This window comes from Actinokineospora terrae (genome assembly GCF_900111175.1).
GTDB classification, from domain to species: Bacteria; Actinomycetota; Actinomycetes; order Mycobacteriales; family Pseudonocardiaceae; genus Actinokineospora; species Actinokineospora terrae.
Genome location: NZ_FOGI01000001.1, coordinates 343654 through 368488, shown reverse-complemented (window position 1 = coordinate 368488; position 24835 = coordinate 343654). Strand labels below are relative to the sequence as shown.

General features: G+C 71.9%; 20 protein-coding genes. 7 read left to right on the top strand and 13 right to left on the bottom strand.

Annotation, left to right across the window (positions count from 1 at the left end; all coding sequences use genetic code 11):
• The first annotated feature begins 14 nt into the window (after positions 1–14).
• The gene (locus BMY07_RS01535; protein WP_143073296.1) at positions 15–767 is read left to right on the top strand and encodes a hypothetical protein; all 753 of its coding nucleotides are present in this window, start codon (positions 15–17) and stop codon (positions 765–767) included.
• A gap of 222 nt (positions 768–989) precedes the next feature.
• On the top strand, positions 990–1739 hold the full coding sequence (locus BMY07_RS01530; RefSeq protein WP_092774565.1) for an SDR family oxidoreductase: 750 nt from the start codon (positions 990–992) through the stop codon (positions 1737–1739).
• A 4-nt stretch (positions 1740–1743) separates the two neighbouring features.
• Here the strand turns inward: BMY07_RS01530 and BMY07_RS01525 are convergent, their stop codons facing one another.
• The 8 genes from BMY07_RS01525 to BMY07_RS01490 form a co-directional block, all read right to left on the bottom strand.
• Entirely contained in the window at positions 1744–2679 is a 936-nt protein-coding gene (locus BMY07_RS01525) for an HtaA domain-containing protein (protein ID WP_092774564.1), read from the bottom strand.
• The gene (locus BMY07_RS01520) at positions 2676–3716 is read right to left on the bottom strand and encodes a hypothetical protein (protein WP_092774563.1); all 1041 of its coding nucleotides are present in this window, start codon (positions 3714–3716) and stop codon (positions 2676–2678) included. The genes BMY07_RS01525 and BMY07_RS01520 overlap by 4 nt, the downstream gene beginning before the upstream one ends.
• Entirely contained in the window at positions 3713–4480 is a 768-nt protein-coding gene (locus BMY07_RS01515; protein ID WP_281245025.1) for a heme ABC transporter ATP-binding protein, read from the bottom strand. Before BMY07_RS01515 ends, BMY07_RS01520 begins: the two co-directional genes overlap by 4 nt.
• A gap of 232 nt (positions 4481–4712) precedes the next feature.
• Positions 4713–5732: a FecCD family ABC transporter permease gene (locus BMY07_RS01510; protein WP_245782124.1), complete on the bottom strand. Its 1020-nt coding sequence runs from the start codon at positions 5730–5732 to the stop codon at positions 4713–4715.
• A 19-nt stretch (positions 5733–5751) separates the two neighbouring features.
• Positions 5752–6789 carry a heme/hemin ABC transporter substrate-binding protein gene (locus tag BMY07_RS01505; protein ID WP_245782123.1) on the bottom strand — a complete coding sequence of 346 codons (1038 nt, stop codon included), beginning with the start codon at positions 6787–6789 and terminating at the stop codon, positions 5752–5754.
• Positions 6789–7775: an Fn3-like domain-containing protein gene (locus BMY07_RS01500; protein ID WP_092774561.1), complete on the bottom strand. Its 987-nt coding sequence runs from the start codon at positions 7773–7775 to the stop codon at positions 6789–6791. Before BMY07_RS01500 ends, BMY07_RS01505 begins: the two co-directional genes overlap by 1 nt.
• Positions 7776–7844: 69 nt before the next feature.
• The gene (locus BMY07_RS01495; RefSeq protein WP_092774560.1) at positions 7845–9164 is read right to left on the bottom strand and encodes a hypothetical protein; all 1320 of its coding nucleotides are present in this window, start codon (positions 9162–9164) and stop codon (positions 7845–7847) included.
• Positions 9165–9350: 186 nt separating this feature from the next.
• Positions 9351–9995 carry a biliverdin-producing heme oxygenase gene (locus BMY07_RS01490; protein WP_092774559.1) on the bottom strand — a complete coding sequence of 215 codons (645 nt, stop codon included), beginning with the start codon at positions 9993–9995 and terminating at the stop codon, positions 9351–9353.
• Between the two features lie 270 nt (positions 9996–10265).
• On the opposite strand from BMY07_RS01490, the gene BMY07_RS01485 reads away from it, so the two are divergent.
• The gene (locus tag BMY07_RS01485; protein ID WP_092774558.1) at positions 10266–11363 is read left to right on the top strand and encodes a helix-turn-helix domain-containing protein; all 1098 of its coding nucleotides are present in this window, start codon (positions 10266–10268) and stop codon (positions 11361–11363) included.
• Positions 11348–11596, top strand: a complete 249-nt coding sequence (locus BMY07_RS01480) for a hypothetical protein (RefSeq protein ID WP_092774557.1) — start codon at positions 11348–11350, stop codon at positions 11594–11596. Before BMY07_RS01485 ends, BMY07_RS01480 begins: the two co-directional genes overlap by 16 nt.
• 56 nt (positions 11597–11652) lie before the next feature.
• Here BMY07_RS01480 and BMY07_RS01475 read toward each other — a convergent pair whose 3' ends face one another.
• Complete coding sequence (locus BMY07_RS01475; protein WP_092774556.1) at positions 11653–13995, bottom strand: PP2C family protein-serine/threonine phosphatase; 2343 nt, start codon at positions 13993–13995, stop codon at positions 11653–11655.
• A gap of 2 nt (positions 13996–13997) precedes the next feature.
• Positions 13998–18458 (bottom strand): HAMP domain-containing protein, encoded by a 4461-nt coding sequence (locus BMY07_RS01470; protein ID WP_177215409.1) that lies wholly within the window; start codon positions 18456–18458, stop codon positions 13998–14000.
• 640 nt (positions 18459–19098) lie between these two features.
• Between BMY07_RS01470 and BMY07_RS01465 the strand changes: the two genes are divergently transcribed.
• Positions 19099–20214, top strand: coding sequence for a DUF8189 domain-containing protein (locus BMY07_RS01465; protein WP_092774555.1), 1116 nt, complete (start codon positions 19099–19101; stop codon positions 20212–20214).
• 154 nt (positions 20215–20368) lie between these two features.
• On the opposite strand, the gene BMY07_RS01460 is transcribed toward BMY07_RS01465, so the two are convergent.
• Positions 20369–21154 carry an AfsR/SARP family transcriptional regulator gene (locus tag BMY07_RS01460; RefSeq protein WP_092774554.1) on the bottom strand — a complete coding sequence of 262 codons (786 nt, stop codon included), beginning with the start codon at positions 21152–21154 and terminating at the stop codon, positions 20369–20371.
• A gap of 431 nt (positions 21155–21585) precedes the next feature.
• Positions 21586–22047 carry an Lrp/AsnC family transcriptional regulator gene (locus tag BMY07_RS01455; RefSeq protein ID WP_092774553.1) on the bottom strand — a complete coding sequence of 154 codons (462 nt, stop codon included), beginning with the start codon at positions 22045–22047 and terminating at the stop codon, positions 21586–21588.
• Between the two features lie 111 nt (positions 22048–22158).
• On the opposite strand from BMY07_RS01455, the gene BMY07_RS01450 reads away from it, so the two are divergent.
• Positions 22159–23154 carry a Glu/Leu/Phe/Val dehydrogenase dimerization domain-containing protein gene (locus BMY07_RS01450; RefSeq protein WP_092774552.1) on the top strand — a complete coding sequence of 332 codons (996 nt, stop codon included), beginning with the start codon at positions 22159–22161 and terminating at the stop codon, positions 23152–23154.
• A gap of 37 nt (positions 23155–23191) precedes the next feature.
• Here the strand turns inward: BMY07_RS01450 and BMY07_RS01445 are convergent, their stop codons facing one another.
• Positions 23192–24046 (bottom strand): polysaccharide deacetylase family protein, encoded by an 855-nt coding sequence (locus tag BMY07_RS01445; RefSeq protein WP_092774551.1) that lies wholly within the window; start codon positions 24044–24046, stop codon positions 23192–23194.
• Positions 24047–24253: 207 nt separating this feature from the next.
• On the opposite strand from BMY07_RS01445, the gene BMY07_RS01440 reads away from it, so the two are divergent.
• Positions 24254–24820, top strand: a complete 567-nt coding sequence (locus tag BMY07_RS01440; RefSeq protein WP_092774550.1) for a hypothetical protein — start codon at positions 24254–24256, stop codon at positions 24818–24820.
• Positions 24821–24835 lie beyond the last annotated feature (15 nt).

Sequence of the window (24835 nt, the reverse complement as noted above, 5' to 3'; positions counted from 1 at the left end):
GAAGAGGAGTTACCGTGAGACTGCGCATGGCGCTCGCCGCCCTGCTCACCATGGTCGCGTCCCTGGGCCTTGTCGGCTCGGCGACCGCGGCACCGACAGAGCCCACGTACTCGCCCACGGCGACCGGCGCCCAGAGCTTCCTGGTCGTCCGCCAGAACGGCGAACTGGTCCGCTGGGACAAGACCTCCGGCAGCTACCAGCCGCAGCTGATCGGGCCGGGCTGGGGTGAGGACAACACCAGGCTGATCGCGAGCCTGAGCACCACCCAACTGGTCCAGATCCGCACGGACGGCACCCTGTGGGACTGGAAGTACACGCCGTCGGCCGGGTGGAACGGCTACCGGGTGGGTGGCGGCTGGAGCAGCGTCACCTCGATCGCCGGGCTCGCCACCGATCGGTTCGTGGCGCTGACCGGTTCCTACACCCTCGAGGAGTGGAAGTCCCCGTCGAGCAACCACAGCTACGAGAGCCAGGGGATCTACTTCTCGCCCTCCCCGCTGAAGCTGATCACCGGGCTGGACGACGCGACCTTCCTCAGCATCGACACCTCGGGCGGCGCGCGCCGCTGGGTGCGGGGTACCGGTAGCTACAACAGCTACCTCATCACCGGCAACTGGAGTGACGTCAGGCTGGCCGCGGGTGTCAACTCCACGCGGTTCGTGACCGCCCGCACCGACAACAGGTTGGTCGAGTGGAACCTCTCCGGCGCCAGCTGGACCAGCACGGTCTACGGCACCGGCTGGAACGACGCCCGACTGCTCGGCTGACCCCCTTCCGGACGGTGACCAGGTCCGGTTAGTCCTGTGAGGAGTGTCCCGGCAGCACCACGCTGCCGGGACACTCGCACGCGGTCAAGTGCGGGCGAGGGCGAGTAAGTGCGCACTGCGGTCGCTGGGGTACTTACTTCATTGTGCGTACTTGATGCTATTCAAGTCCTCTGGATACGTTGACGCACGGCAGATGCGTCTGAATCCAGGGGGAAATCGAACGTGCACAGCTATGCGGGCAAGAAAGCCGTTGTCGTGGGTGGGACGCACGGTATGGGGAGGGCGGTCGTGGAGAGGTTGGTTGCCGGGGGTGCGGAGGTTCTGCTCACCGGCAACAACGAGGGCACCGTCGAGGCGGCGCGGCGGGAGGTTGGGGCGCGTGTGGTGCGGTCGGATGTGACGAGTGTGGCTGCCAACAAGGAGTTGGCCGCGGTCGTGGGTGAGAAGTTGGGGCGGGTGGATCTCGTGCACTACAACGCGGGGTTCGCGATGTCGGACCCGTTCGAGCAGGTCACCGAGGAGTCCTACGACCGCACTTTCGCGGTCAACACCCGGGGCGCGTTCTTCACCGTCCAGCACCTCGCCCCGCTGGTCAACGACGGCGGCGCGATCGTGTTCACGTCCTCCATCGCCGACGTCGGTGGCATTTCGGCGATGGTCACCTACGCCGGGGCGAAAGCGGCGGTGATGGCACTGGCGCGTGGGATCGCGGCGGCCTTGTTGCCTCGGCGGATCCGGGTCAACGTGGTGGCTCCCGGTTTCGTGGACACGCCGTCGATGGGTGTCCCGGGTATCACCGACGAGCAGCGCGCCGCGTTCATGCGCCAGGGCGACGAGATCACCCCGATGCAGCGCCACGGCACGGTGGACGAGGTCGCCGCGGCCGTTCTGTTCCTCGCGTTCGAGGCCACCTTCACCACCGGCGAACGATTCACAGTGGACGGTGGTCTTGGCCAGCACATCAACCGCTGAGCGATCAGGTGCGGCGCGGGCGGTACGCGGCGAGGACGAGTGCCAGTCCTGCCAACAACAAGACCACGCCTGCCCACAGGCCGTGCTCCGCGTCTACGCCGGTAGAGGCCAGGTCCGGGGTGGGGCGGAAGCGGGCGACCGGGATGAGGTTCTCGGTCGAGGTTGTCGCCGTGGGGATGACCGGGTTCGCCGTGGGGGGCGCCGTTGGGGTGGTCGCGCAGTCGGCGGCGAGGGTCATGGTCGGGGGGTCGAGCGGGGCGCCCGCCTGGTAGAAGCCGGCGAACGCCTCGGAGCTGGTGAGGGTGGCGGGGACGTCGGGCCAGGTCAGCAGGCCGTTGACGGCAGTGGCCGCGGGCGGGGTGAGGCGGGCGAGGGCCACGTCGGGCAGGTTGGCGGGTTGGGCGGGGGCGCCGGGGGTGGCCTTGAGCTCGATGTCGGCGTGCAGGGTGGCGGTGCCGTTGGCGGTCGTCACCCAGGGGTCGGACAGGAGCAGCGTGAAGAAGTGCGCGGGGTAGGAGAAGGCGACGGTGCCGCGGTAGCGGGAGGTGAACCGGGTGGGGCTCGTGTAGTCGGCGGAGTCGAAGGTGAAGCGGTACGCGCCGGTGGGGATGCCCGCCGGGTTGGGGACGCCGTCGCGGACGACCTCGTCGAGGGCGGTGATGGTGGCGCCGTTGGTGGCGGTGATGGAGTTGCCGGTCGCGCCCGCGAGGCCGACGCCCACGTACTGCCGGAAGCTCTTCTTGAAGCCCCACACCAGGTCGCCCTTGCGCGCGTTGGCCTGGTTGAGGTCGCAGCCGGGCGCCGATGTTGTCGTTGACGGCGTTGTCGTGGTCTCCCGCACCGACTGGACCGGGGGCGTCGCTGTGGTAGTCGTGACCGGCGCGCTGGTGGGGGTCAGCACCGCCAGCAGCATCGCGCCGGTGACAAGGGAAACGCTCATGCCTCGACCTTCTTTCGCTTGCGCAGCAAAGCAATCACTACAACCACCAACGCGACGGCACCTAGGGCGGCCGCGATGGGCCACCAACCCAGCCCGTCAGTCGAACTTGCTGGCTGCACGGGTTGGGCCGCGGCAGGGGGAACGGCGGCGGACACCGTCAGCGGAACCGTGCCGACCGCGCCCGACTTCGCGCCGGTGAACTCGAGGGTGTGGGCGCCGGCGGGGACGTCGGCGGGGATCGCGGCCTGGTAGGAGACCGCGCCTGCGGCGTCGGCCTTGGCCGGGGCCAGGAACAGCGGGTCGGACCGCAGCACGACGGTGACCTGCTCGTCGGCGGCGAACCCGGAGCCGGTGACCGCGACGGTGGCACCGGCGGCGACGACCCCGGCGGCGGCCGAGAGGGTGGCGGACCGGGCGGGCAGCGGGGCGGCGGTGCCGGGTACCGCGTTGGTGCTCGGGGCGCCGGTCGGCGTGGCCGGGGGTTGACCGGCGGTGGGGGCGGCGAAGCGGACGGGGGTGAAGGTCTCGTTGGTCGGGTTGACCACGCCGTGGGCACCGATGGTGATGACGCCGCAGGTCACCCGCGCGCAGTCGACCTCGGTGGTGTTCCCGGACCGGTCGACGGCCTTGAACCGGGCACCGGGGATGATCATCCGGACGCTCCAGGAGCCGTCGGGGGCGACGACCCCGCCGTTCGCGCTGGCCGCGGTGTCGCTGCCGGGGAAGGACACGAACCGCTGGAAGCCGTTGTTGTTCTTGGCCTCGCTGTCCTGCACGTACCGGTAGGTCGACCCGGCGGCGCCGCCCTTGCTCGGTTGCCACGTCCCGCCGTCCACCCAGCCGAACAGGACGTAGATCCCGCCGTGCGCCTTGGGGACGGACTGGAAACCGGTGCCGCGTACCTCTACGGGTGTGGCGTAATCGGGGTCCGCTGTGGACACTGAAAGGCTCACGCGGGCAGTGGCTGCCGCCGTTGCAGGCAGTAGTGCGGCGGCGACCAGGGCGGCGGCCGCTACTGCGAGCGTCCTGAAGGTCACGGTTGCTCCTCTCGGGATCGCACGGGCAGCACGACGGGGGCGCCGGTGCGCGGGTGCGGGAAGACCTCGACGGGATGCCGGTAGACGGCGCTGAGCAGGTCGGCGGTGCAGACCTCGGCGGGCGGCCCGATGGCGACGAGCTTCCCGCGGTCGAGCACGGCCACGCGGTCGGCGTGGGCGGCGGCGAGGCTCAGGTCGTGCAGGACGACGAGCACGCCACCGCCGTTCCCGGCGTGCCGGTGGGCCAGCGACAACACCAGTTCCTGGTGCTGGACGTCCAGGGCGGCGGTGGGTTCGTCGAGCAGGATGACGGGCGTGCGCTGCGCGAGGACCCGGGCGAGCGCCACCCTGGCCTGCTCACCACCGGACAACGTCGGGTACGCGCGGTCGGCCAGGTGCTCGACCCCGGTGTCCGCCAACGCACTCGCGACGGCGACCTCGTCCTCATCCTCCGCGTCGGTGCCACGCCAGGGCGCCCGCCCCATCTCCACGACCGCCCGCACGTCGAACGGGAACGACACCGAGTTCTGCTGCACCAACACCCCCCGCCGCCGCGCCGCCTCCACGGCCCGCCACTGCCCCACCCCCCTGCCGTCCAACACCGCCTCCCCACCCGCGACCGCCACATCCCCCGCCAACGCCCCCAACAACGTCGACTTCCCCGCCCCATTCGGCCCGACCAACACCAACACCTCCCCCACCCCCAACTCCAAGGACACGTCATCCACCAACAACGCACCCCCCACCCGCACACTCACCCCCACCGCCGCGATCACGCCCAACCCCCCGCCTTAGTGCGATTGCGGCGCGGCAACGAAGATGACACCCCGCCGATCAGCCCCAGTACCGCAACGGAACCACCGACGCCGACAACGCTGTGTCGTCGCGACAGCAGCGAGGCACCATTGCCCACCAACCGCCACACACCAAGCCATCCGGTGGCGATCGCACCCGACGATCCTCGATCGACTCCGCTCAGCCGCCCAGCACCAGCGATCACGCCCAACCCCCCGCCTTGGTGCGATTGCGGCGCAGCAGCCAGAAGAAGAACGGGCCACCGATCAGGGCGGTGACCATTCCGATCGGGAGGTCCGCGTACCGCACCGCCGTCCTCGCCAGTAGATCCGCGGCGGCGAGGAGGACGGCGCCGCCGAGGAGGCTGGCGGGTACCAGGACCCGGTGGCCTGGTCCCACCACCATCCGCACCAGGTGGGGGACGACCAGGCCGACGAAGGAGATGATCCCGGCGTAGGACACCGCTGCCGAGACGCCGATGGCTACCGCGCAGATCACCACGAGGCGCAGGCGTTCGACGTCCACGCCCAGGTGGCGGGCTTGGCGGTCGCCGAGGGACAGCAGGTCCAGGCGGCGGGCCACCACCAGTGACGCCAGGGCTGTGATCGCCACCAGCGGCAGCGCGACCCACACGTACGACCAGCGCGCCCCCGCCACCGATCCCAGCTGCCAGAACACGATCTGCTCCCGCGCGGCCTGGTCGCCGATGAACATCAGCAGCGCCACCACCGCCCCCGCGACCGCGTTCACCGCGACCCCGGTCAGGATCATCGACACCGTCCCGGTCCGCCCCGAGGACCGGGACAGGGCGTACACCGAGAACGTCGTGACCAGCCCCGCCGCGAACGCCAGGCCCGGCACCGTGAACGCCCCCAGGAACGTCCACCCGAACACGATCGACAGGCACGCCCCCACCGCCGCGCCCGACGACACCCCCACCACGCCCGGCTCGGCCAGCGGGTTGCCGAAGCTGCCCTGCATCAACGCCCCGCACACCCCCAGCACGGCGCCCACCAGCAGCGACATCACCACCCGCGGGAACCGCACCGCCCACAGCGCGCCCTCGGCGAACGGGTCGGCCAGCGGCTTGTCCAGCAGCGCGCGCACCACGTCCGACACCGGCAGCCCGTACTGACCGGCCCCGGCGGACACCACGGACACCACCACCAGCGCGGTCACCAGCACCGCGAACAGCACCACGACCCTCGTCCGCGCGGTCACGGCGCGTACAGCGCCCGGGTCAGGCCGTCGAGGACGGCGGCGGTCTGGGGGCCGAAGCCGAGGACGACGGAGTCGGCCATGTCGACGAAGCGGCGGTTGCTCGCGGCCGGGGTCTGGGCGACCCGGGGGCGGTCAGGGCGCCCTCGACGCCGCCGACCGAGGCGAGGCCGTTGGTCATCATCAGGATGACGTCGGGTCTGGCCTTGGCCAGCGCCTCGGGGTTGATCGGGCGCATGCCGTCGATGCCCGCCTCGGTGGCGACGTCGACCGCGCCGAGGGCCTGGATGAGGGAGTCGGCGCCGGAGCCCTTGCCGAACAGGTAGTAGACGCCCGCCTGGCCGCGCAGGTAGAGGAACACGACGCGCGGCTTGCGGGCGGGGTCGGCCGGGGCGAGGCGCTTGATCTGGGCGACGGTGTCGGCGATCTCGGACTCCATGCGCCTGGCCAGCAACTCACCCGCCTCAGGCACGCCCAGGGCGGTGGCGACCGCGCGGACGATCGGGACGTTGGTGTCCATGGCGCGCTTGGGATCCACCACGACGACCGGCACCCCGGCGTCGCGCAGCTGCAGGACCGCGTCCCACGGGCCGAGGGTCGTGTCGGTGAGCACCACGGACGGCCGCAGGCGCAGGATGGCCTCGGCGTTGAGCTGGTGCCCGTTGACCGTCACCAGCGGTAGATCTTTCGCGGCGGGGAACCCGGTCGAGATGTCCCGACCGACCACCCGGCTGCCCAACCCGAGCCCGAACACGGTCGCGGCCAGGGTTCCGGACACGTCCAGCGCCAGGACGCGGCTCGCGTCGGTGACGGTGACCGAGGTGTCCTGGAAGTCGGTGACGGTCACCGGCAACCGCGGCGTCGGGGTGTCGACCGGCACGATGTCGTTGTGCGCCACCAAGGCCGTCGTCGGACCCTGGTACGACCGCGGGTCGGGCAATGCCGTCAGCGCGGACAGCGGCGGGCGTTCCCCGGCCTGGGCGGGGACGTGTCCCGCGCCGCCGGGCGGGGACGAGCACCCCGTCAGCACGAGCAGCGCGAGGAGCAGCAGGACCCGCATCAAGCCTCACGCTCCTGCAACGCTGCGGCGACGGCGGCCTTGATGCGCTTCTGCTCCCCCGCTGCCCGGGCCTTGGCCCTGGCGCGCAACGCGAGCAGCAAGCACACAACGAGCAGCAGGCACACGGCGACGGCCCAGGGAAGCGCCAACGCCCCGTCAGTCGCGGTCACCTGCGGCAACGGTGCGCCACCGGGAACCGAGGCCGTCACGGCGACCGCGGCGGTCACCCGACCGGCGGGCACGAACCCCACGCTCAGCTTGCGGGTGACGCTCTCCCCCGGCAGCAGCTCCGGGATCGGCTCGACGGCCGCGTCGGTGCCGAACCAGCCGAACAGGCCGTCGAGGCGCACGGTGTGGGTGGCGGCGACGCGGGTGTTGCCGGTGTTGGCGACGGTGTAGCTGACGCTGGTCGTGCCCTTGCCCACCGGGTTCGGCGTGCCGTCGTACTCGACCTCCAGGCCGCGGACCTCGACGGCGGGCGTGAGCGTCCCGGCCACGCGCAGGTGCATGCGGGCACCGAGGCGCCGGTCGACGGTGATGCCGGAGCCGGACTCGACGCGCAGCGAGGTGACGACACCACCGCTGTGGTCGCCGGGAGTGGCGGTGGCGGGGACCGCGACGGTGAACGGGACGGTGACCGTCTGTCCTGCTGGGACGGTCACCGTGGGCGTGTCGAACCGCACCCAGGTGCCCGCGCCGGTGGAGGTGTCGTTGGCGGGCTTGAGGTCGAGCTGCCCGGACGAGGTCGTGAAGGCGTCGGCGGCGTACACGGCGAAGGTCAGCGCGCGCTGCTCGTGGTTGCTCACCAGCAGCGCGTCCGACAACGCGGCGCCGGGCGCGACGGAGTAGGCGAAGTTGGGCCGGTTCGCGCCGAGGGCGGAGTCGGCGGGACGCACACCCCAGGTGACGTTCTGCGCGGCGGCCAGGCCGGGCAGTCCCAGGGCGAGCAGGACCGCGGCGGTGACCGCGGCGAGGATGCGGGTCATGGTGGGGATCCAGTCCGGGGAGGGCGGTTGTGGGCACCGCGGCGGCGACGGTGCCCACAACCGGGGTGACTAGCTCAGTGCGGTGAGGGTCAGGGTGGCGTCGTAGGTCCCCGAACCCACGCTCACCGGGACCTTCAGGCTCAGGTCGGCGCCGAGCAGCACCGAGCCCTTCGCGTGGTCGAGCGCCGCGCTGCCCAGCGTCGCGGGCCGCTTGAGGCCGGAGCCGTCGTCGAAGCCCGGGGCCACGGCGGCACCGGCGACCGCGCCGCCGGTGTTCTCGGTGGCCTTCGGCGTCCAGCCCAGGTACTTGCCGTCGAACGAGGTGCCGTTCGCGGCGAAGTCGCTGACCTGCGCGGACACCGACCACGCGGGGGCACCGGCGCGGGTGTCGGTCACCCGGACCGGGTTGATGGACCCGGTGGCCTGGTAGTGGTCACCGGCGGCCACGGCGGTGCCGAGGTCGACCAGGCCGTTGGTGCCGTCGATCGTCCAGACGAACTCGCCCGGCTGGACCACCTGCGGGACGGTCACCCGGACGTCCTGCTCGGTGGCGGAGGGCTGCGGGTCCGGGGTGGTGGCCACGGTGTAGCCGATGTCGAAGGGCAGCGCGGGCTTGTAGTCCTGGCTGCCGCCGCACCCGGTCGAGTAGAAGTGCGGGCGGACCGCGACGGGCACGGTGGTCACGAACTCCGGAGCCCACGAACCCCACTGGCCGCCCGCGCAGGTGCGGTTCTGCGCGGTGCCGTCCGGCACGGTGACCTCGGTGCCCTGGTAGTCCGGGGTGACCCGGAAACCGGTGGCGGTGAGGCCGCTGAGCGAGCCCGCGTCGAAGGTGACCAGCCTGAGGCGGCCGAAGTCCTGCGCCGGGGTCGGGTTGCCGGACACGTCGATGCCCGCGCCGAGGCTGAACTCCGCGGTCAGCGAACCGGAGCCGTCAGCGGCCACGGTGACGACCGGGTTCTCGTAGACCTCGTTGGGGGCGTTGAACTGCGGCGGGTAGGCGTTGACGGTGTAGCTGCCGGTGAAGGACAACCGGCCCGCGCCGGTGGCCGGGTCGACGGTGCCGGTGCCCGCGGTGAACCTGACCGCGTTGGGCGTCTTCTGCGGCGAGGAGACCGGCATCGAGGTGGCCGGAGCGGGGGCGACGACGTACTGGGTCTGCGCGCCGCCCGACACCGAACCGGTGAGCAGCGCGGCGTTCCCGGTCAGGTCCTTGATGTTCCACGGGCCGAAGACGCCGACCTGGGCGTACCCGCTCAGACCCCAGACGAACGTCGCGTCGGTGACGGTCGCGGTGGCGGCGGCCGCGGGCGTGGCGCCGAGGACGGTGGCGGCGAGCAGTGCCGCCGCGCCCACGGCGACCGCCCTGGCCGCGTGTGGTCTTGCCATGTGCGTTTCCTCCTGCGCGGGACCGCGCGCCCCCGAGCCCGGTCGTAGTTAGGCGAGGCTAGCCTAACTAGATTGTTCAACGCTTGACAAGAGCGACGGCCGACACACTGTCCTGTGTGGAATCCGGGCGCGCGGACAAGGGGTTCCGTGGCGGAACCCCTTGTCAAGCAAGGACTATCGGCCGGGTCAGCAGTACACAGTGGCCAGATCGTCGAACACCGCGCGGTTGAGCTGGAACGCCCGGTTGGCCTCGGCCACCAGCGACTCGCGCTCGTCATCACGCCACGGCGCCCCGTCGAGCAACGCCCGGTAGTGGTCGCGGAACGGCTTGGGCTTGGTGACCCGGTCGAAGACGTAGAACCGCACGCCGTCGTCGGTCAGCCCGTAGATCTCCTGCATGCGGCGGCGGACGACCTGACCGCCGGAGAGGTCGCCGAGGTAGCGCGTGTAGTGGTGCGCGACGAACGCGCCGCGATCGGTGGAGCCGACCTCGACCAGCCGGTCCACATAGGACTGCGTGGCGGGCAGGGGCTCGAGCGCGTCCCGCCAGCCGGGCCCGAGCAGGAAGTCCAGGTCCAGCGCGAGCACATCCCGCCGCAACAGCCCATCGATGACGAACCCGCCGATCACCGGGTCCCCCCGCCACGACTCACCGGCCGCCTCGAGGACGTCGTAGAACAGGTAGCTCTGCGCGAGCAGCCCGGCGTAGGCCTCACGCCCCAGGGCCCCGCCCAGTAACGCCTCGACGAACACCGACCGCTCGGCCCGCTCGTGCTCGTCCCGGGTACCCGCCCGCAGCCGAGCCGCGAACCCCTCGTCCACCGCCGTCATAGCCCACCATTCCGCTAAGGATTGCCTAACCAAACCTAGGCGAGCCCGGCGGCGGAAACCAGCGCGATTTCCCGGACGGGCCGAGCACGGACCGTGAGATCACGTCCCGGTCGCGGCACGGACCGTCATCCCGGGCGCGAGACAGGGCAAGCACCGACCGGAACGGCCCACCACAAGCGTGACCACCCGGCAGGTGAGTGGCCGATTCCCCTGGCATTCCGGTAAGTTCGGGCCAGACAGGCTGGCTTGCGTCGCGGTCGAGGAGACACGGTGCTGGGCGAGTTCGGCATGGTCACCGAGTTCAGCACGGACACCGTGGCGCCGGGCGACCGGTTCGACAGCTGGCTCGCCTTCGGCGCCCACTCCCTCACCCCGGTGTTCGCCACCGCCGACGACGTGTCGAGCTTCGCCGCGTCCATGCGGGTGCTCACCCTCGGTGACGTCCAGGTCTCCGCCCTGCGGTTCCCCTCGCTGCGGGTGCGCAGGCCGACACGGCTGATCCGCCGGTCCGACCCCGAGGCCTACCAGGTCAACATGATGCTGTCCGGCGCGGCCGTGATCGACCAGGCCGACCGGGAGGCGGCCGTCGGCACCGGGGAGTTCACGGTGTACGACACCTCGCGCCCGCTGCGGGCCCTGCGGTCGTGCCACCCGATGTCGCCATCGGTCCTGGTGCAGGTGCCCAGGGCGCGGCTCCCGCTGCCGGACTCCGTGGTCCGCGGGCTCACCGCGGTGCCGTTCGACGCGCGGCACGGGATGGGCGGCACCCTCGCCAGGTGGCTGGTGGACCTGACGAGCCGCGCGGACCAGTTCGCCGAGCACCACGCGGCTCCGCTGGCCTCGATGACCGTCGACCTGCTCGCCGCCGCCATGGCCGAGCCGGTCGGCGGCGGCGCGGCGCTGACCCAGCAGGCCCGCGAACGCGCCCTGGTCGTGCGGATCGACGGCTTCATCGACCGCGCGCTCGGCGACAGCGCGCTGACACCGCAGGCCGTGGCGCGCGCCCACCACATCTCGTTGCGCAGGTTGCAGCAGCTCTTCGCCGCCCGCGGCACCTCACCGGCGGCGTGGATCCGCCACCGGCGCCTGGACCGGTGCAGGCGGGACCTCGTGGACCCGTTGCTGCGCGACCAGCCGGTGCACACGGTCGCCGCGCGGTGGGGGTTCGCCAGCTCGGCGCACTTCAGCAGGCTGTTCCACGCCACCTACGGGCAGCCGCCCAGCGACTACCGCGCGGGTCTGCGCGGATCGGCACGACCCGTGCGCGAATGGGCATCGCACACCCCGCACGTGCTCGAAACACTGGAACCAGCCCACCAGGGCGGATCCAGCAACCACGGCAAGGGGGAGCAATGCGCGCGATCCTGATCTCCACGCTGGTCGCACTCGCCGCGCTGACCACCGCGACGACGAGCCAGGCGACCACGTCCGGCGAGGTGGCCAAGGCGTGGCACGACACCGGCGAGAGGTTCAACAAGAAGTACTCCTGCGAGAACGCGGGCCGCTACTACACCGAGGCGAGCAACGTCTACGACTACCGCTGCGACTGGCACGGCTCCAACGGCAAGGGCAGCTACTGGCTCTGGCTCCTCGCCGACTGACCGCACCGCGGGCGCCGACACCTTCGTCGGCGCCCGCGACCGCGTCGGGCAACCGGTCAGGGGTGGCGGAGTTGGACGCCGACGATGCAGGTGTCGTCGTCGGTGTCGGAGTTGCTGTGGGTGAGGAGGCGGTCCAGGCGCTGGTCCAAAGTGGACGTGGCGCGGGCGGCGGTGGCGAGGAGGCGGGCCAGGGATTCCTCCACGGTGCGGTCTTTGCGTTCGATGAGGCCGTCGGTGTAGAGGAGCAGGGTGTCGCGGTGGACCAGGGACAGGTGGGCTTCCTCGTACACCGGGTTGGCCAGGCCGCCCAGCAGGGGGCCGGTGATCAGGGGCAGCGTGGTCGCGGTGCTGCCCTGGATGAGCACGGGCGGTAGGTGACCAGCGCGTGCCCAACGCAAGGTGCTGTCTGCGGGGTCGAACAACGCACACACAGCAGTAGCGGTCACGTGGTCGGTCAAGTGGCGCGTGACCAGGTTCAGCCACGTCAGCAACTGCGCGGGCCCGGCCCCGGTCGCGGCGAGACCTCGCAAGGCGTTGCGCAGCACCACCATGCTCGTCGCCGCCTCGATGCCGTGGCCCGCGATGTCCCCGACGCACAACAGGATCTGCGATGACGGCAGCACGACCGCGTCGTACCAGTCGCCACCGATGAGGTGTTCCTTCTCCGCGGGCCGGTACCGCACGGCCACATCCAGGTGCGGGGTCTGCAACGTGTTCTGCGCGGGCGGCATGATCGCGTGCTGGAGCTGCAACGTGAGCCGCGTGCGCTCGACCGCTTCCTGCTCGCTGTGCGCCAACTGCTCCCGCGTCGCCGCCAGCGCGACCTCGGTCCAGTGCTGCGCCGAGATGTCCTGGTACGCGCCGCGCACCGCGGGCGTGTCCCCGGGAACCGGCTCGGCGATCACCCGGATGTGCCTGGCCACCCCGTCCGGCCTGCGCAACCGGAACGCCGTCGACGCGGGCCGGTTGTGGTGCAACAGTGTGCGGAGGAACCGGCCGATCAGCACCGCGTCGTCCGGGTGCGCGTGCCGGGCCAGTTGCTCGACCGGCACCGGTTTCGCCGAGGCGGGCAGGCCGTAGAGGGCGAACAGCTCGCTGTTCCACGCGATCTCGCCGGTCACCAGGTTCTCCTCGAACCCGCCGATGCGGCCGAGCCGCTGCGCGTGCTGGAGCAGGTTCGCCAGCCGGGTCGCCTCGTCCTCGATGTGCCACACCAGGAGCACGGCCGCGCCGACCCGGCTGATCCCGACGCCGAGCGCCGCCGTGAGCGGGACCTGCTCGACCAGCGCGGTGAAGTCCACGCGGTCGGCCCGGAACGGCTCACCGGTGGCGTACACGTGCTCCACCCGCTCGAACAGGCCGCCGTCGACCGCGGCCATCGGGTACACCTCCAGCAGCAGCGCGCCGACGACCTCGTCGCGCGGGCGACCACCCGGGTCGGTGTAGCGCGGGTTCACGTGCGCGATCCGGAAGTCGACCACCCGGTCCGCGGCGTCGTGGTGCGGCCGCAGCACCAGCGCCGGGTCCCGCAGGCTGTCGGCGAGATCGGCCAACTCCGACCGCCCACCCGGGTCGGCCTCGGCCGCCGCGGTGCCCAACGTGCGCGCGCACAACTGCGCCAGCGCCTCCAACTGCCGCCACACCCTGGCCGCTGGCCGCTCCATCGGCCCTGGCCAGCAGACCTCCAGCACCCCGAGGACCCGGCCACCGCTGCCCGCCGGGATCGCCGCCCGCGCCCCGTCCGGCAGGTCGCGCTGCCCGATCGACGGCAACCCCGCCGCCGACAGCGACGGCACCCACGCCACGTCCCGCTCCGCCAACGCGAGCCGGGCGGGCACGGCCACCCCCGGCGGCACGAACCGCCACCGGCCGCACTCGTCGTCGGCGAACCCGGCGCACCCGGCCAGCGTCAGCGACGAGTCGCCCCCCGCCAGCCACACCGCCACCCCGACCGCGCCCAGCGGGACGAGCGCGTGCCGCAGCAACGACACCGCGACCGCCTGGGTGTCGCTCGCCGCCAACGCGCCGCTCTCGGCCGTGCGCAACCGGACCGCGACCTCGCCCTCGGGCTCCGCCGAGGCGTCCACCACCGGCCGCCGCGCCGCCTCGGTCAGCTCGTCGCGCGCCGCCTGGTCGACGATCTCCGCCGCCAGTTCCAGCTGCGAGCGCCCCGCCCGCCGGGCCAACGACGCGAGCTGCGCCGCCGCCGCGGCGGGCCCGCAGCCCAGGCGCTCCACCAGCACCCCGGTCGCCAGCTCCAGCAGCGTCCGCCCGGCCGTGGCGTCGTGCGTGTGCCGCACCTGGGCGCGCAGCCGGTCGACCGTCGCGGCGAGCCTGCCGACGACGTCCTCGCGGCGGCTCTCGGGCACCGGCAGCTCCCGGGTGGTGTCCTGCGCCATGCTCAGTCGCCCAGCCAGCGGTGCACGCGGGCGATCAGCTCGTCGGCGTCGAGCGGTTTGGTGACGTAGTCGTTGGCGCCGGAGGCCAGGCTCTTCTCCCGGTCGCCCGGCATGGCCTTGGCGGTGACCGCGATGATCGGCAGGTCGACGTGCTGGGTCATCGCCCGGATCGACGCGGTGGCCGCGTAGCCGTCGAGCTCGGGCATCATCACGTCCATCAGGATCAGGTCGACGTCCGGGTGCTCGCCGAGCACCTCGATGCCGCGCCGCCCGTTCTCCGCCTGCAGCACCCGCATCCCGTGCAGTTCCAGGATGCTGGTCAGGGCGAACACGTTGCGGGCGTCGTCGTCGACCACCAGCACCTTGCGGCCCGCGAGCCGCGCGTCCGGGCGGCGGGGCGCCTCGACCACCTGCTCGTGCGGCCGCACCAGGGGCAGCACCTCGGCGGGGTCGGCGGCGGTCAGGTGCAGCGCGATCCGCTCACGCAGCTCGTCGAGGCTGGAGAGCAGTTCCAGCCTGCGGGTGCCGCCGCCCTCGCGCAGCGCCGCTTCCTGCTCGGGGGCCAGCCGCCGGTTGTGGTAGGCCAGCACGGGCACCGACCGCAGCGCGGCGTCGGCGGTCATGTCGCGCAGCAACCTGGAGGCGGCGTCGTCGGGCAGGTCCAATTCCAGCGCCAGGCAGTGGAACGCGCCCCCGGCCAGCGCCGCGGCGGCCTCCTGGAGCCCGACCGCGGTGACCAGCTCGATCGGCCGGTGCTCGCTGAGCTCCCCGGTCACGTCGATCACGGCGCTCTCGGCGACCAGCGACAGCAGGCCCCTGGCCCGCTGCTCGACCACCAGCAACCGGCGCGGCGCCAGGTCGGTCTGCTCGGCGGGCCCGATCTCGGCAGGCCGGGCCGCCTCGTAGTCCGGCCTGCTCACCGGCAGGTACAGGGTGAACGTCGAGCCGCGCCCGGGGACGCTGCGGGCGGTGACCGCGCCGCCGAGCAGGTGCGCGATCTCCCGGCTGATCGAGAGCCCGAGCCCGGTGCCGCCGTACTTGCGGCTGGTGGTGCCGTCGGCCTGCTGGAACGCGCCGAAGATCGACTCCAGCTGGTCCTCGGCGATGCCGATGCCGGTGTCGCTCACCCGGAACGCCACCACCGGCCCGTTCCCGGCCGCGGCAGGCGGCAGCTCGGCGGCGTCGGCCAGCTCGATGACCAGCTCCACCTCGCCGGTCTCGGTGAACTTCACCGCGTTGGACAGCAGGTTGCCCAGCACCTGCCGCAGCCGCGAGTCGTCGGTGAACACGTGCGAGGGCACGTCGGCGGCCGCGGTGACCCGGAACCCCAGGTCCCGCTGGGTGGTCAGCGGCCGGAAGGTGGCCTCGGTGTAGTCGAGCAGCTGGCGGACCGCGACCCGCTCCGGCGAGACGTCCATCTTCCCGGCCTCGACCTTGGACAGGTCCAGGATGTCGTTGATCAGCTGCAGCAGGTCCGAGCCCGCGGAGTGGATGATCCCGGCGTACTCGACCTGCTTGGCGGAGAGGTTGCGGGTCGGGTTCTGCGCCAGCAGCTGGGCCAGGATCAGCAGGCTGTTGAGCGGGGTGCGCAGCTCGTGGCTCATGTTGGCCAGGAACTCCGACTTGTACTTCGAGGCCAGCGCCAGCTGCTGGGCGCGCGCCTCCAGCTCCTGGCGGGCCTGCTCGATCTCCAGGTTCTTGGTCTCGATGTCGCGGTTGCGGACCGCGAGCAGCACCGCCTTCTCCTCCAGCTCCGCGTTGGACGACTGCAACTCGTCCTGGCGGACCTGCAGCTCCTGCGAGCGGGCCCGCAGCTCCTCGGTGAGCCGCTGCGACTGCTGCAGCAGGGCATCGGTGCGGGCGTTGGCGACGATGGTGTTGACGTTGACGCCGATGGTCTCCATGAGCGGTTCGAGGAAGGCCACGTGCACCGGGGTGAAGCGGTGCACCGAGGCCAGCTCGATCACCCCGAGCACCTGGTCCTCCACCATGATCGGCAGCACCAGCACCGAGGTCGGGTCGGTCTGGCCGAGCCCGGAGGTGATCCGCACGTACCCCGGCGGCACGTCGTCCACCGCGATGGTCCGCCTGCTGCGCGCGGCCTGCCCGACCAGCGACTGGCCCTGCTCGAAGCGGCGCTCCCCCGGCCCGTCCGGGTGCCCGTAGGACCCGATCAGCCGCAGGCCCGAGCCGCTGGCCTCCTCGGCCAGCTCCTCGGCCAGGTAGAACCCGCCGAACTGGGCGCCGACCAGCGGCACCAGCTCGTCCATCACCAGCGCGGCGACCACCGTCAGGTCGCGGTGGCCCTGCATCAACCCGGAGATGCGCGCCAAGTTCGACTTGAGCCAGTCCTGCTCCTGGTTGGCCTGGGTGGACTGGCGCAGCGACTCCACCATGGAGTTGATGTTGTCCTTGAGCTCGGAGACCTCACCGGAGGCGTCCACGCTGATCGAGCGGGTCAAGTCGCCCTCGGCGACCGCGCTGGTCACCTCGGCGATCGCGCGGACCTGCCTGGTGAGGTTCCCGGCCAGCTCGTTGACGTTCTCGGTGAGCCGCTTCCAGGTGCCGGACACGCCCTCGACCTCGGCCTGGCCGCCCAGCCTGCCCTCGGTGCCGACCTCGCGGGCCACCCGGGTCACCTCGGAGGCGAACGACGAGAGCCGGTCGACCATGGTGTTGATCGTGGTCTTGAGCTCCAGGATCTCGCCTGCGGCGTCCACGTCGATCTTGCGGGTCAGGTCGCCCTGGGCCACCGCGGTGGTCACCTGGGCGATGTTGCGGACCTGGCTGGTCAGGTTGTTGGCCATCGAGTTGACGTTGTCGGTCAGGTCCTTCCAGGTGCCCGCCACGTTCGGCACCCGCGCCTGCCCGCCGAGCCTGCCGTCGGTGCCCACCTCGCGGGCCACCCGGGTGACCTCGTCGGCGAACGCGGACAGCGTGTCGACCATGACGTTGATGACCCCGGCCAGCGCCGCGACCTCGCCCTTGGCCTCCACGGTGATCTTCTGCGACAGGTCGCCCCTGGCCACGGCGGTGGCGACCTGGGCGATGGAGCGCACCTGGCCGGTCAGGTTCGATGCCATGACGTTGACGTTGTCGGTCAGGCCCTTCCAGGTGCCGGACACACCCCGCACCGTGGCCTGGCCACCGAGGTTGCCCTCCGTGCCGACCTCGCGGGCCACGCGCGTGACCTCGTCGGCGAACGCGGAGAGCTGGTCGACCATCGTGTTGATGGTGTCCTTGAGCTCCAGGATCTCGCCGCGCGCGTCGACCCGGATCTTCTGCGACAGGTCGCCCTTGGCCACCGCCGTGGTCACCTGCGCGATCGACCGGACCTGCGCGGTCAGGTTGTCGGCCATCACGTTCACCGACTCGGTGAGCGCCTTCCAGGTGCCGGACACGCCCTTGACGTCCGCCTGGCCGCCGAGCCTGCCCTCGGTGCCGACCTCACGGGCGACTCGCGTGACCTCGTCGGCGAAGGCGGAGAGCTGGTCGACCATCGTGTTGATCGTGTTCTTGAGCTCCAGGATCTCGCCCCGGGCGTCCACGGTGATGTTCTGGGACAGGTCACCGCGCGCGACGGCGGTGGCGACCTGCGCGATGGACCGGACCTGCGCCGTCAGGTTGCCCGCCATGAAGTTCACCGAGTCGGTCAGGTCGCGCCAGGTGCCGGACACGCCCTTGACGTCCGCCTGGCCGCCGAGGATGCCCTCGGTACCCACCTCACGGGCCACGCGGGTGACCTCGTCGGCGAAGGCGGAGAGCTGGTCGACCATCGTGTTGATCGTGTTCTTGAGCTCCAGGATCTCGCCCCGGGCATCCACCGTGATCTTCTGGGACAGGTCGCCCTGCGCGACAGCGGTCGTCACCTGCGCGATGGACCGGACCTGCGCCGTCAGGTTGCCCGCCATGAAGTTCACCGAGTCGGTCAAGTCCCGCCAGGTACCACCAACGCCCGGCACCTGCGCCTGACCGCCCAGCCGACCCTCGCTACCCACCTCGCGGGCCACACGCGTCACCTCGTCGGCGAACGCCGAGAGCTGCCCCACCATGGTGTTCACGGTGTCCTTGAGCTCCAGGATCTCCCCGCGCGCGTCGACCGTGATCTTCTGCGACAGGTCGCCCTTCGCCACCGCCGTCGCCACCTGCGCGATGTCACGCACCTGGCTGGTCAGGTTGCCCGCCATGAAGTTCACCGAGTCGGTCAGGTCCCGCCACGTGCCACCAACGCCCGGCACCTGCGCCTGACCACCGAGCCTGCCCTCGCTGCCGACCTCGCGGGCCACGCGGGTGACCTCGTCGGCGAACGCGGAGAGCTGGTCGACCATCGTGTTGACGGTGTCCTTGAGCTCCAGGATCTCGCCCCGGGCATCGACGTCGATCTTCTGCGACAGGTCGCCCTTCGCCACCGCCGTCGCCACCTGCGCGATGTCGCGCACCTGGGTGGTCAGGTTGCCCGCCATGGCGTTGACCGAGTCCGTCAGGTCCCGCCAGGTGCCGGACACGCCCTTCACGTCCGCCTGGCCGCCGAGCCTGCCCTCCGTACCGACCTCACGGGCCACGCGCGTGACCTCGGAGGTGAACAGCGACAGCTGGTCCACCATGCCGTTGAACACCGTCGCGATCTCGCCCAGCAGACCATCGGCGCCGTCCGGCAGCCGAGTGCCGAAGTCGCCGTCGCGCACCGCGGTCAGGCCCGCCAGCAATCCGCGCAGCTCCAACTCGCCGACGCCGTGCGAGGAGTCGCCCCGTCTCTCCTCGGTGGCCCCAGCGTGAGCGCCGTCCACTCGCGTGTCGCTCATCGCCCGTCCCTCGCGCGCAGGCACCCGCGGGGTCGCGGAGTGTCCTGGGTAACCGTACTCAGCCGGGCCAGGCAGTCGAGTGCGACGGCACCGGTTGTGTGCGCGCGCACCCGAACGGCGGTCCGGCGCGCACACCCGGTCACCACCGGGCCTCCGAACAGGTTGTCCCGCAACGGCATCAGCGCCGCGCAAGCCCGGCGCAAGCACCGGGCAAACGGCGGTGGACAGCATCGGCGGCGAACGCTCCCCGGGAGTCGACGGGCAGGACATGCCCCCTCGGGGAACGGGCAGGAGGATCGAGATGCGCGCGTTGCTGCGTCGGGCGCTGATCGCCGCGGTCACCACCGCCACCGTGGCGGTGGGGGTGGCCGGGACCGCCGGAGCGGTCCAGAACAAGCCGCTGAGCGCCGACTACGGCCCGGTGGCCACGCTGACCCCCGCGGTCGGCCGGGACATCGACGGCAAGCTGGTGGTCTTCTCCAGAGGCTCGGACCGGTCGCTCTGGTACGACACCCAGGCCGTTCCCGGGGTCGGCTGGAACGGGTGGCGCAACATCGGCAACCGGCAGCTGGGCGGCAAACCGGTCGCGGACCGCGACGCCAGCGGACACCTCGTCGTGTTCGCGCGCGGCACGGACAACGCGCTGTGGTGGCGCGCGCAGACCGACGCCGGGACCTTCGGGCCGTGGCTGCGCATCGGCGGGAGCCTGACCGACGACCCCGCGGTGGCCCGCAACGCCGATGGGTCGCTGTCGGCCCTGGTGCGCGGGACGATCGGCGAGCTGTGGGTGTGGAAGCAGGACGGGCCGGACTCGACCACCGGCACCTGGACCAACCTCGGCGGCGGGATCATCGGGTCCCCGGCCGTCGCCGCGCAGTCGGACGGGCGCCTGGTGGCCGTCGTCCGGGGCGGCGGTGACGCGGTGTACGTCAAGACCCAGGCCGTGGCGTCGGGCGCGTGGGAGGCCGATTACGCCTACATCGGGGGTGCCATCAACACCCCGCCCGCCGTGCAGCGGGGCGTGGACGGCTTGCTGCACCTGCTCGTGCGCGGTCTGGACAACGCGCTCTACGAACTCCCGCAGACCGAGCCGAGCGGCCCGTTCGGCAGCTACACCCGCGTGGGCGGCGACTGGGCCGCCGAGCAGTTCGCCTCCAGCCGCCAGGCTGACGGCCGCCTCAGCGTCTTCGGCCGCGGCTCCGACAACGCCATCTGGACCGTCGTGGAAACCGAGGCGGGCTCCGGCAAGTTCACCGCCCCGGTGACCCTGGGCGGCCGCTTCGCCAGCGGCGCCGCGGTCTCGGTGAACGTCGACGGCCGCCTCCAGGTCTTCGCCACCGGCACCGACCGCCAGGTCTGGTCCACCACCCAGACCGAGCCCGACGGCCGCTACGCGGGCTTCACCATCACCGACTGACCCGTTGCGGCGAGCGGCCCAGGTCACCCTCCCCGGGGCGACCTGGGCCGTTCGCGTGTCGATCGAGTCCATAAAGGACCTATCGGTGCGGCGTTCGACAGCCTGGTGCGGGCCGGTTGGTGCTACCGGGTTTGGCGCGCCGAGTGCGGTCGGGTCAGCAGTCGGCCGAGACGCAGGTGGGGGTGCAGGGGGCTTCGGGGAGTGGGCGGGCCAGGGCTTGCTGGAGCGCGGCGCGCAGGACCGGGCCGGGTTCCAGGCCCAGGTGGTCGACCAGGCGGGCGCGGATGGTGTTGAGGACGGCGACCGCCTCTGCCTGTCTGCCACAGGTGGTGAGCAGGTGCGCCCAGCTGGCGTAGACCGCCTCGTCCATCGGGCGTTCGATGGCCAGGGCGGCGAGGGCGGGCACCGCGACCAGGTGGCTGCCGGAGGTGATGGCGGCGTCGGCCAAGGCGCAGGCCGCGGCTGTTCGGGTGAGATCCCATCCCGCGGTGGTGGGGAAATCCGCGGCGACCGGGTGAGCGTCGAGGACCGGGCCGCGCCAGATGGCCAGGGCGGCGGCGAGGTGGCGGACCCGGACGACCGCGGCGGCGGTGCGGTCCATGCCGCGGCAGGCCAGGTGGTCGAACCGGTCGGCGTCGAGGGTCCACGGACCGAGGTCGAGCCGGTAGGAGTCGTTGTCGCGGGTGATGTGGGTGCCGGGGAACGCCGAGCGCAGCCAGCCGCGCAGCCGGGAGATGGCCACGTGCACCGCCTTCATCCCCGACGGCGGCACCGAGTCCGGCCACGCCAGGTCGAGCAGGTGCCGCCCGGTGACCGCCCGCCGCGCGACCAGCAACGTCATCAGCACCACCCGCTGCACCCCGACCGGCACCGGCAGCGCGGCCCCGAGCCGGTGGGCCCGCAACGGCCCCAACACGTCGAACCCACCGTCGTCGACCACGCGACCTCCCGACGCCAGCGACAACCCCCACCGACTATGCCACTGTCCACAATCACCATGGGGTGACTCCCACACCACCCATGCCGCCCGCCCGCTCCCTTGGCACACCCTGGATGGAGCAGCGCCCACCCCAACCGAGCACCACCCCCGCCCCCACCCCAACCCTCCGCAACAACCCCCGATCCACCCCACCACACACCCCCGTCACCATCACGCACGTCAGGACCTTGACACCCCTTGGCACAACCCGTTGACCCGAGTCACATCGCTGAAGGTCCCGGTCTCCCCTCCAGGCGCGGTTTGTGGTGACGTGTCGGCTCACCGGCTGCTCCAGCGCTCTCCACCTTCTGCCCATTATCTTGATAGCGGTTAGCGGATCAAGCGATGCGGATAACACAGACCAGCCAAAGGAAGATCGCGGCAAGAAGCGATTACGGAGCGGGGAGGGGCTCCAGAACCGGGTCCCGGAGGTGGCGGTAGATGATGTTGCTGCGGAAGGTGACGATCTCCTGGCGGACGGCCAGTCGGTCGACCAGGAAGGCGTGCAGGTGGTCGATGGACTGGACGCTGACGTGGATGAGGAAGTCGTCGTCGCCCGCGGTGACGTAGATCGACTCCACCTCGGGGAGGGTGGCCAGGCCCGCTTGGAAGGAGTCGATCACCCGGCGGCTCAGGGGGCGGACCTTGGCCGAGACGATGGCCTGGACGCCCCGGTTGAGGGCGGCGGGGGCGATCTCGGCGTGGTAGCCGAGGATCACGCCGCGGGCGCGCAGCAGCCGGATGCGTTCCAGGCAGGTCGACGGCGCGATGCCCACCTTGGCCGCGATGTCGCGGTTGGACTGCCGCGCGTCCAGCTGCAACTGCCGCACGATCGCCGAATCAACGTCGTCCACGACGCCCCCACTCCCCCGGCCACCGAACTTCGTTCGGCGGCGCCCCCACCTGCCTGGTGATCACCCTAGCTTTCCGGCCGTGAGGTGTTCGACATCCGGGAGGGACAGGGAATGGACGCACAGCACTCGGAACTGGTGGTCCGCCGCGGCGCACGCTCGGGGCTGCCGACGATGGTCGCCGTGCACTCGACCGCGCGGGGACCGGCGATCGGCGGGTGCAGGCTCAAGCACTACCCGGACCTCAACGCCGCGATCGCCGATGTGCTGCGGCTTTCCCGTGCGATGACAGCGAAGTGCGCGGCCGCCGGTGTCCCGTTCGGCGGCGGCAAGAGCGTCATCGCGCTGCCCCCGGGCACGCGACTCGACCCGGACCTCCGCCGAGCCGCGATCCTGGACCACGCCGACCTCATCGCCGACTTCGACGGCGACTACCGCGCGGGCCCCGACATCGGCACCGGCCCGGCGGACATGCTCGAGTTCCCGCACGCCTTCTGCGCCCCCGAGTCCGCGGGCGGGAGCGGGTCGTCCAGTGAACCCACCGCGATCGGCGTCCGGGCGGCACTGCGCGCGGCCACCGGTTCCGTGGCCGGGAAACAGGTGGTCCTGGTCGGGCTCGGTTCGGTGGGCGCGTACCTGGCGGAGAGCCTCATCCGCGACGGTGCCGAGGTCACCATCACAGACATCGACGCCGAAAAACACCTGCCGGCAACAAGACTCGGCGCCAAGTGGGTCGCCCCGGAACAGGCGCTGACCGTTCCCGCCGACGTCCTCATCCCCGCCGCCATCGGCGGCCTGATCGACCACGACACCGAGATCGCCGCCGACCTCGTCGTCGGCCCGGCGAACAACCAACTGGTCACCGACGACGTCGCCGACACCCTGGCGGACAAGGGGATCACCTGGATCCCGGACTTCGTCGCGAGCGCGGGCGGGATCATCTACACCATCGCCCGCGAGGTGGACCGCCTCCCGCACGACGCCGCACTGGCGGAGGTCGACCGCATCGCCGACACCGTCCGCACGATCCTCGACACCGGCGCCACCCCACTGGACGCCGCGAAAACCCTTGTAGCGCGACGAATGACGGAACCCGGCCACCACCGGTGACCGGGCTCCGCATTATCAGCCACAATGCACGGAACTGTCAGCAGGCGCCGAGGCTGGTCCACGTCCACGGTGCCCCGCTGGGCCGTTCGGACCTGGTCCACCAGTTGGCCTGGTAGAGCTTCCCGTCCTGCGACACCCGGTTGCCCGCGACGTAGGTGGAGTTCTTCTGCCACACGGGAGCCGTGCACGCGGGCGGGTACGGCCCACCGGTCACCGCGGGGAGGTCGAAGGTGTAGCCCTCGGCCTTCCAGCGGGGAATGAGCTGCTGGTACGCGGCGAGCGTGGGGTGGCGGTCGCCACCGCCGTCGTGGGACAGCACGACCGCGGTCGGGTAGACCTGCGCGGCGAGCCGTTCCACCAGGACCGGCGCGGCGGAACCGTCCCAGTCGCGGGGGTCGACGGTCCAGGCCACCGACGAGTGGCCCAGCGAGGCGGCGATGTCGGTGACCCCGTTGCCCCAGCTGCCGAACGGCGCCCGGAAGTACGGGATCGGCAGGCCCGGGTTGCCCGCCGCCTGGCGGATGGCGGCGTCGGTGGCGGTCAGGTTGGCCCGGACCTCCGCCGGGGTCAGCGCCGAGAGGTCCTCGTGCGCGTACGAGTGGTTGCACAGCGGGTGACCGTCGGCGACGATCCGCTTGACCAGGTCGGGCGCCTGGGCCGCGGTGGACCCCATCAGGCAGAACACCGCGCGGATCCGGTGCTCCCGCAACAGGTCCAGCAGCGCCGGGGTGATCTCGGGAGCCGGACCGTCGTCGAAGGTGAGCGCGAGGACCTTGCCCGCGCTCCGGGTGGTGTAGACGACCTCCCCGGTGGGGGTCGGGGCGGCGGCCGCGGCGGGGGCGGTGGCGGCCACCAGCAGGGCCAGGGTGACGAGGGTGAGTCGCTTCAGCATGGAACTCCCTTCCTGCGGGCGAACCCTATGCGCGGCCCGGCACCCGGGCGACCATTAGATGATCTTGTTTGTCGACCGCCGAAGTGCCCACAGTGGACCGCGCCCACCGCACAGGGTCCTCTGGCCGACCACACAGGCCAGGCATAGCGGCGGCGGCGAACCTCGGTGCGTACCGAACGAACGGCGCAGACACCCGAGGAGCACCGCATGAACACCGAGTCCCCCACCACCGACCAGTCCACCTGGGGCGCTCCGGCCGAGAAGGGCGACTCCCCCACCCCCCGCCGCTGGTCGCCGAGGAGGGCCGCGCTGGCCATGATCGTCGCGGTCGGGATCGCCGGGGCGGGCGGGTACGCGGCCTACGCCGCCACCGGCAGCGACACCAGCCAGACCACGGACCAGGGTCCGGGCGGCCAGGGCGGCGGCGTGGGCCCCGGCGGCGGGCTGACCGGCGCGCTGCACGGCGAGTTCCAGGTTTCCGACGGGTCCGGTGGCACCACGACCCAGGTGTTGCAGACTGGGGAGGTCACCGCGATCAGCGCGACCGAGCTGACGGCGGTGAGCGAGGACGGCTACACCAAGACCTACACGATCACCGCGGACACCGACCTCACCGCGGGCACCGCCAGCGGGGCGGCCACGGACGACATCGCCTCGGGTGACACGGTGACCGTCGTGGCGACCGTGTCCGGCGACACCGCCACCGCGACCACCGTCCGTGAGCAGGGCACCGAGGGCGGCCAGCCGCCGACGCAGCCCACCGCGGGCAACTAGCCGGGCACCGGGCGT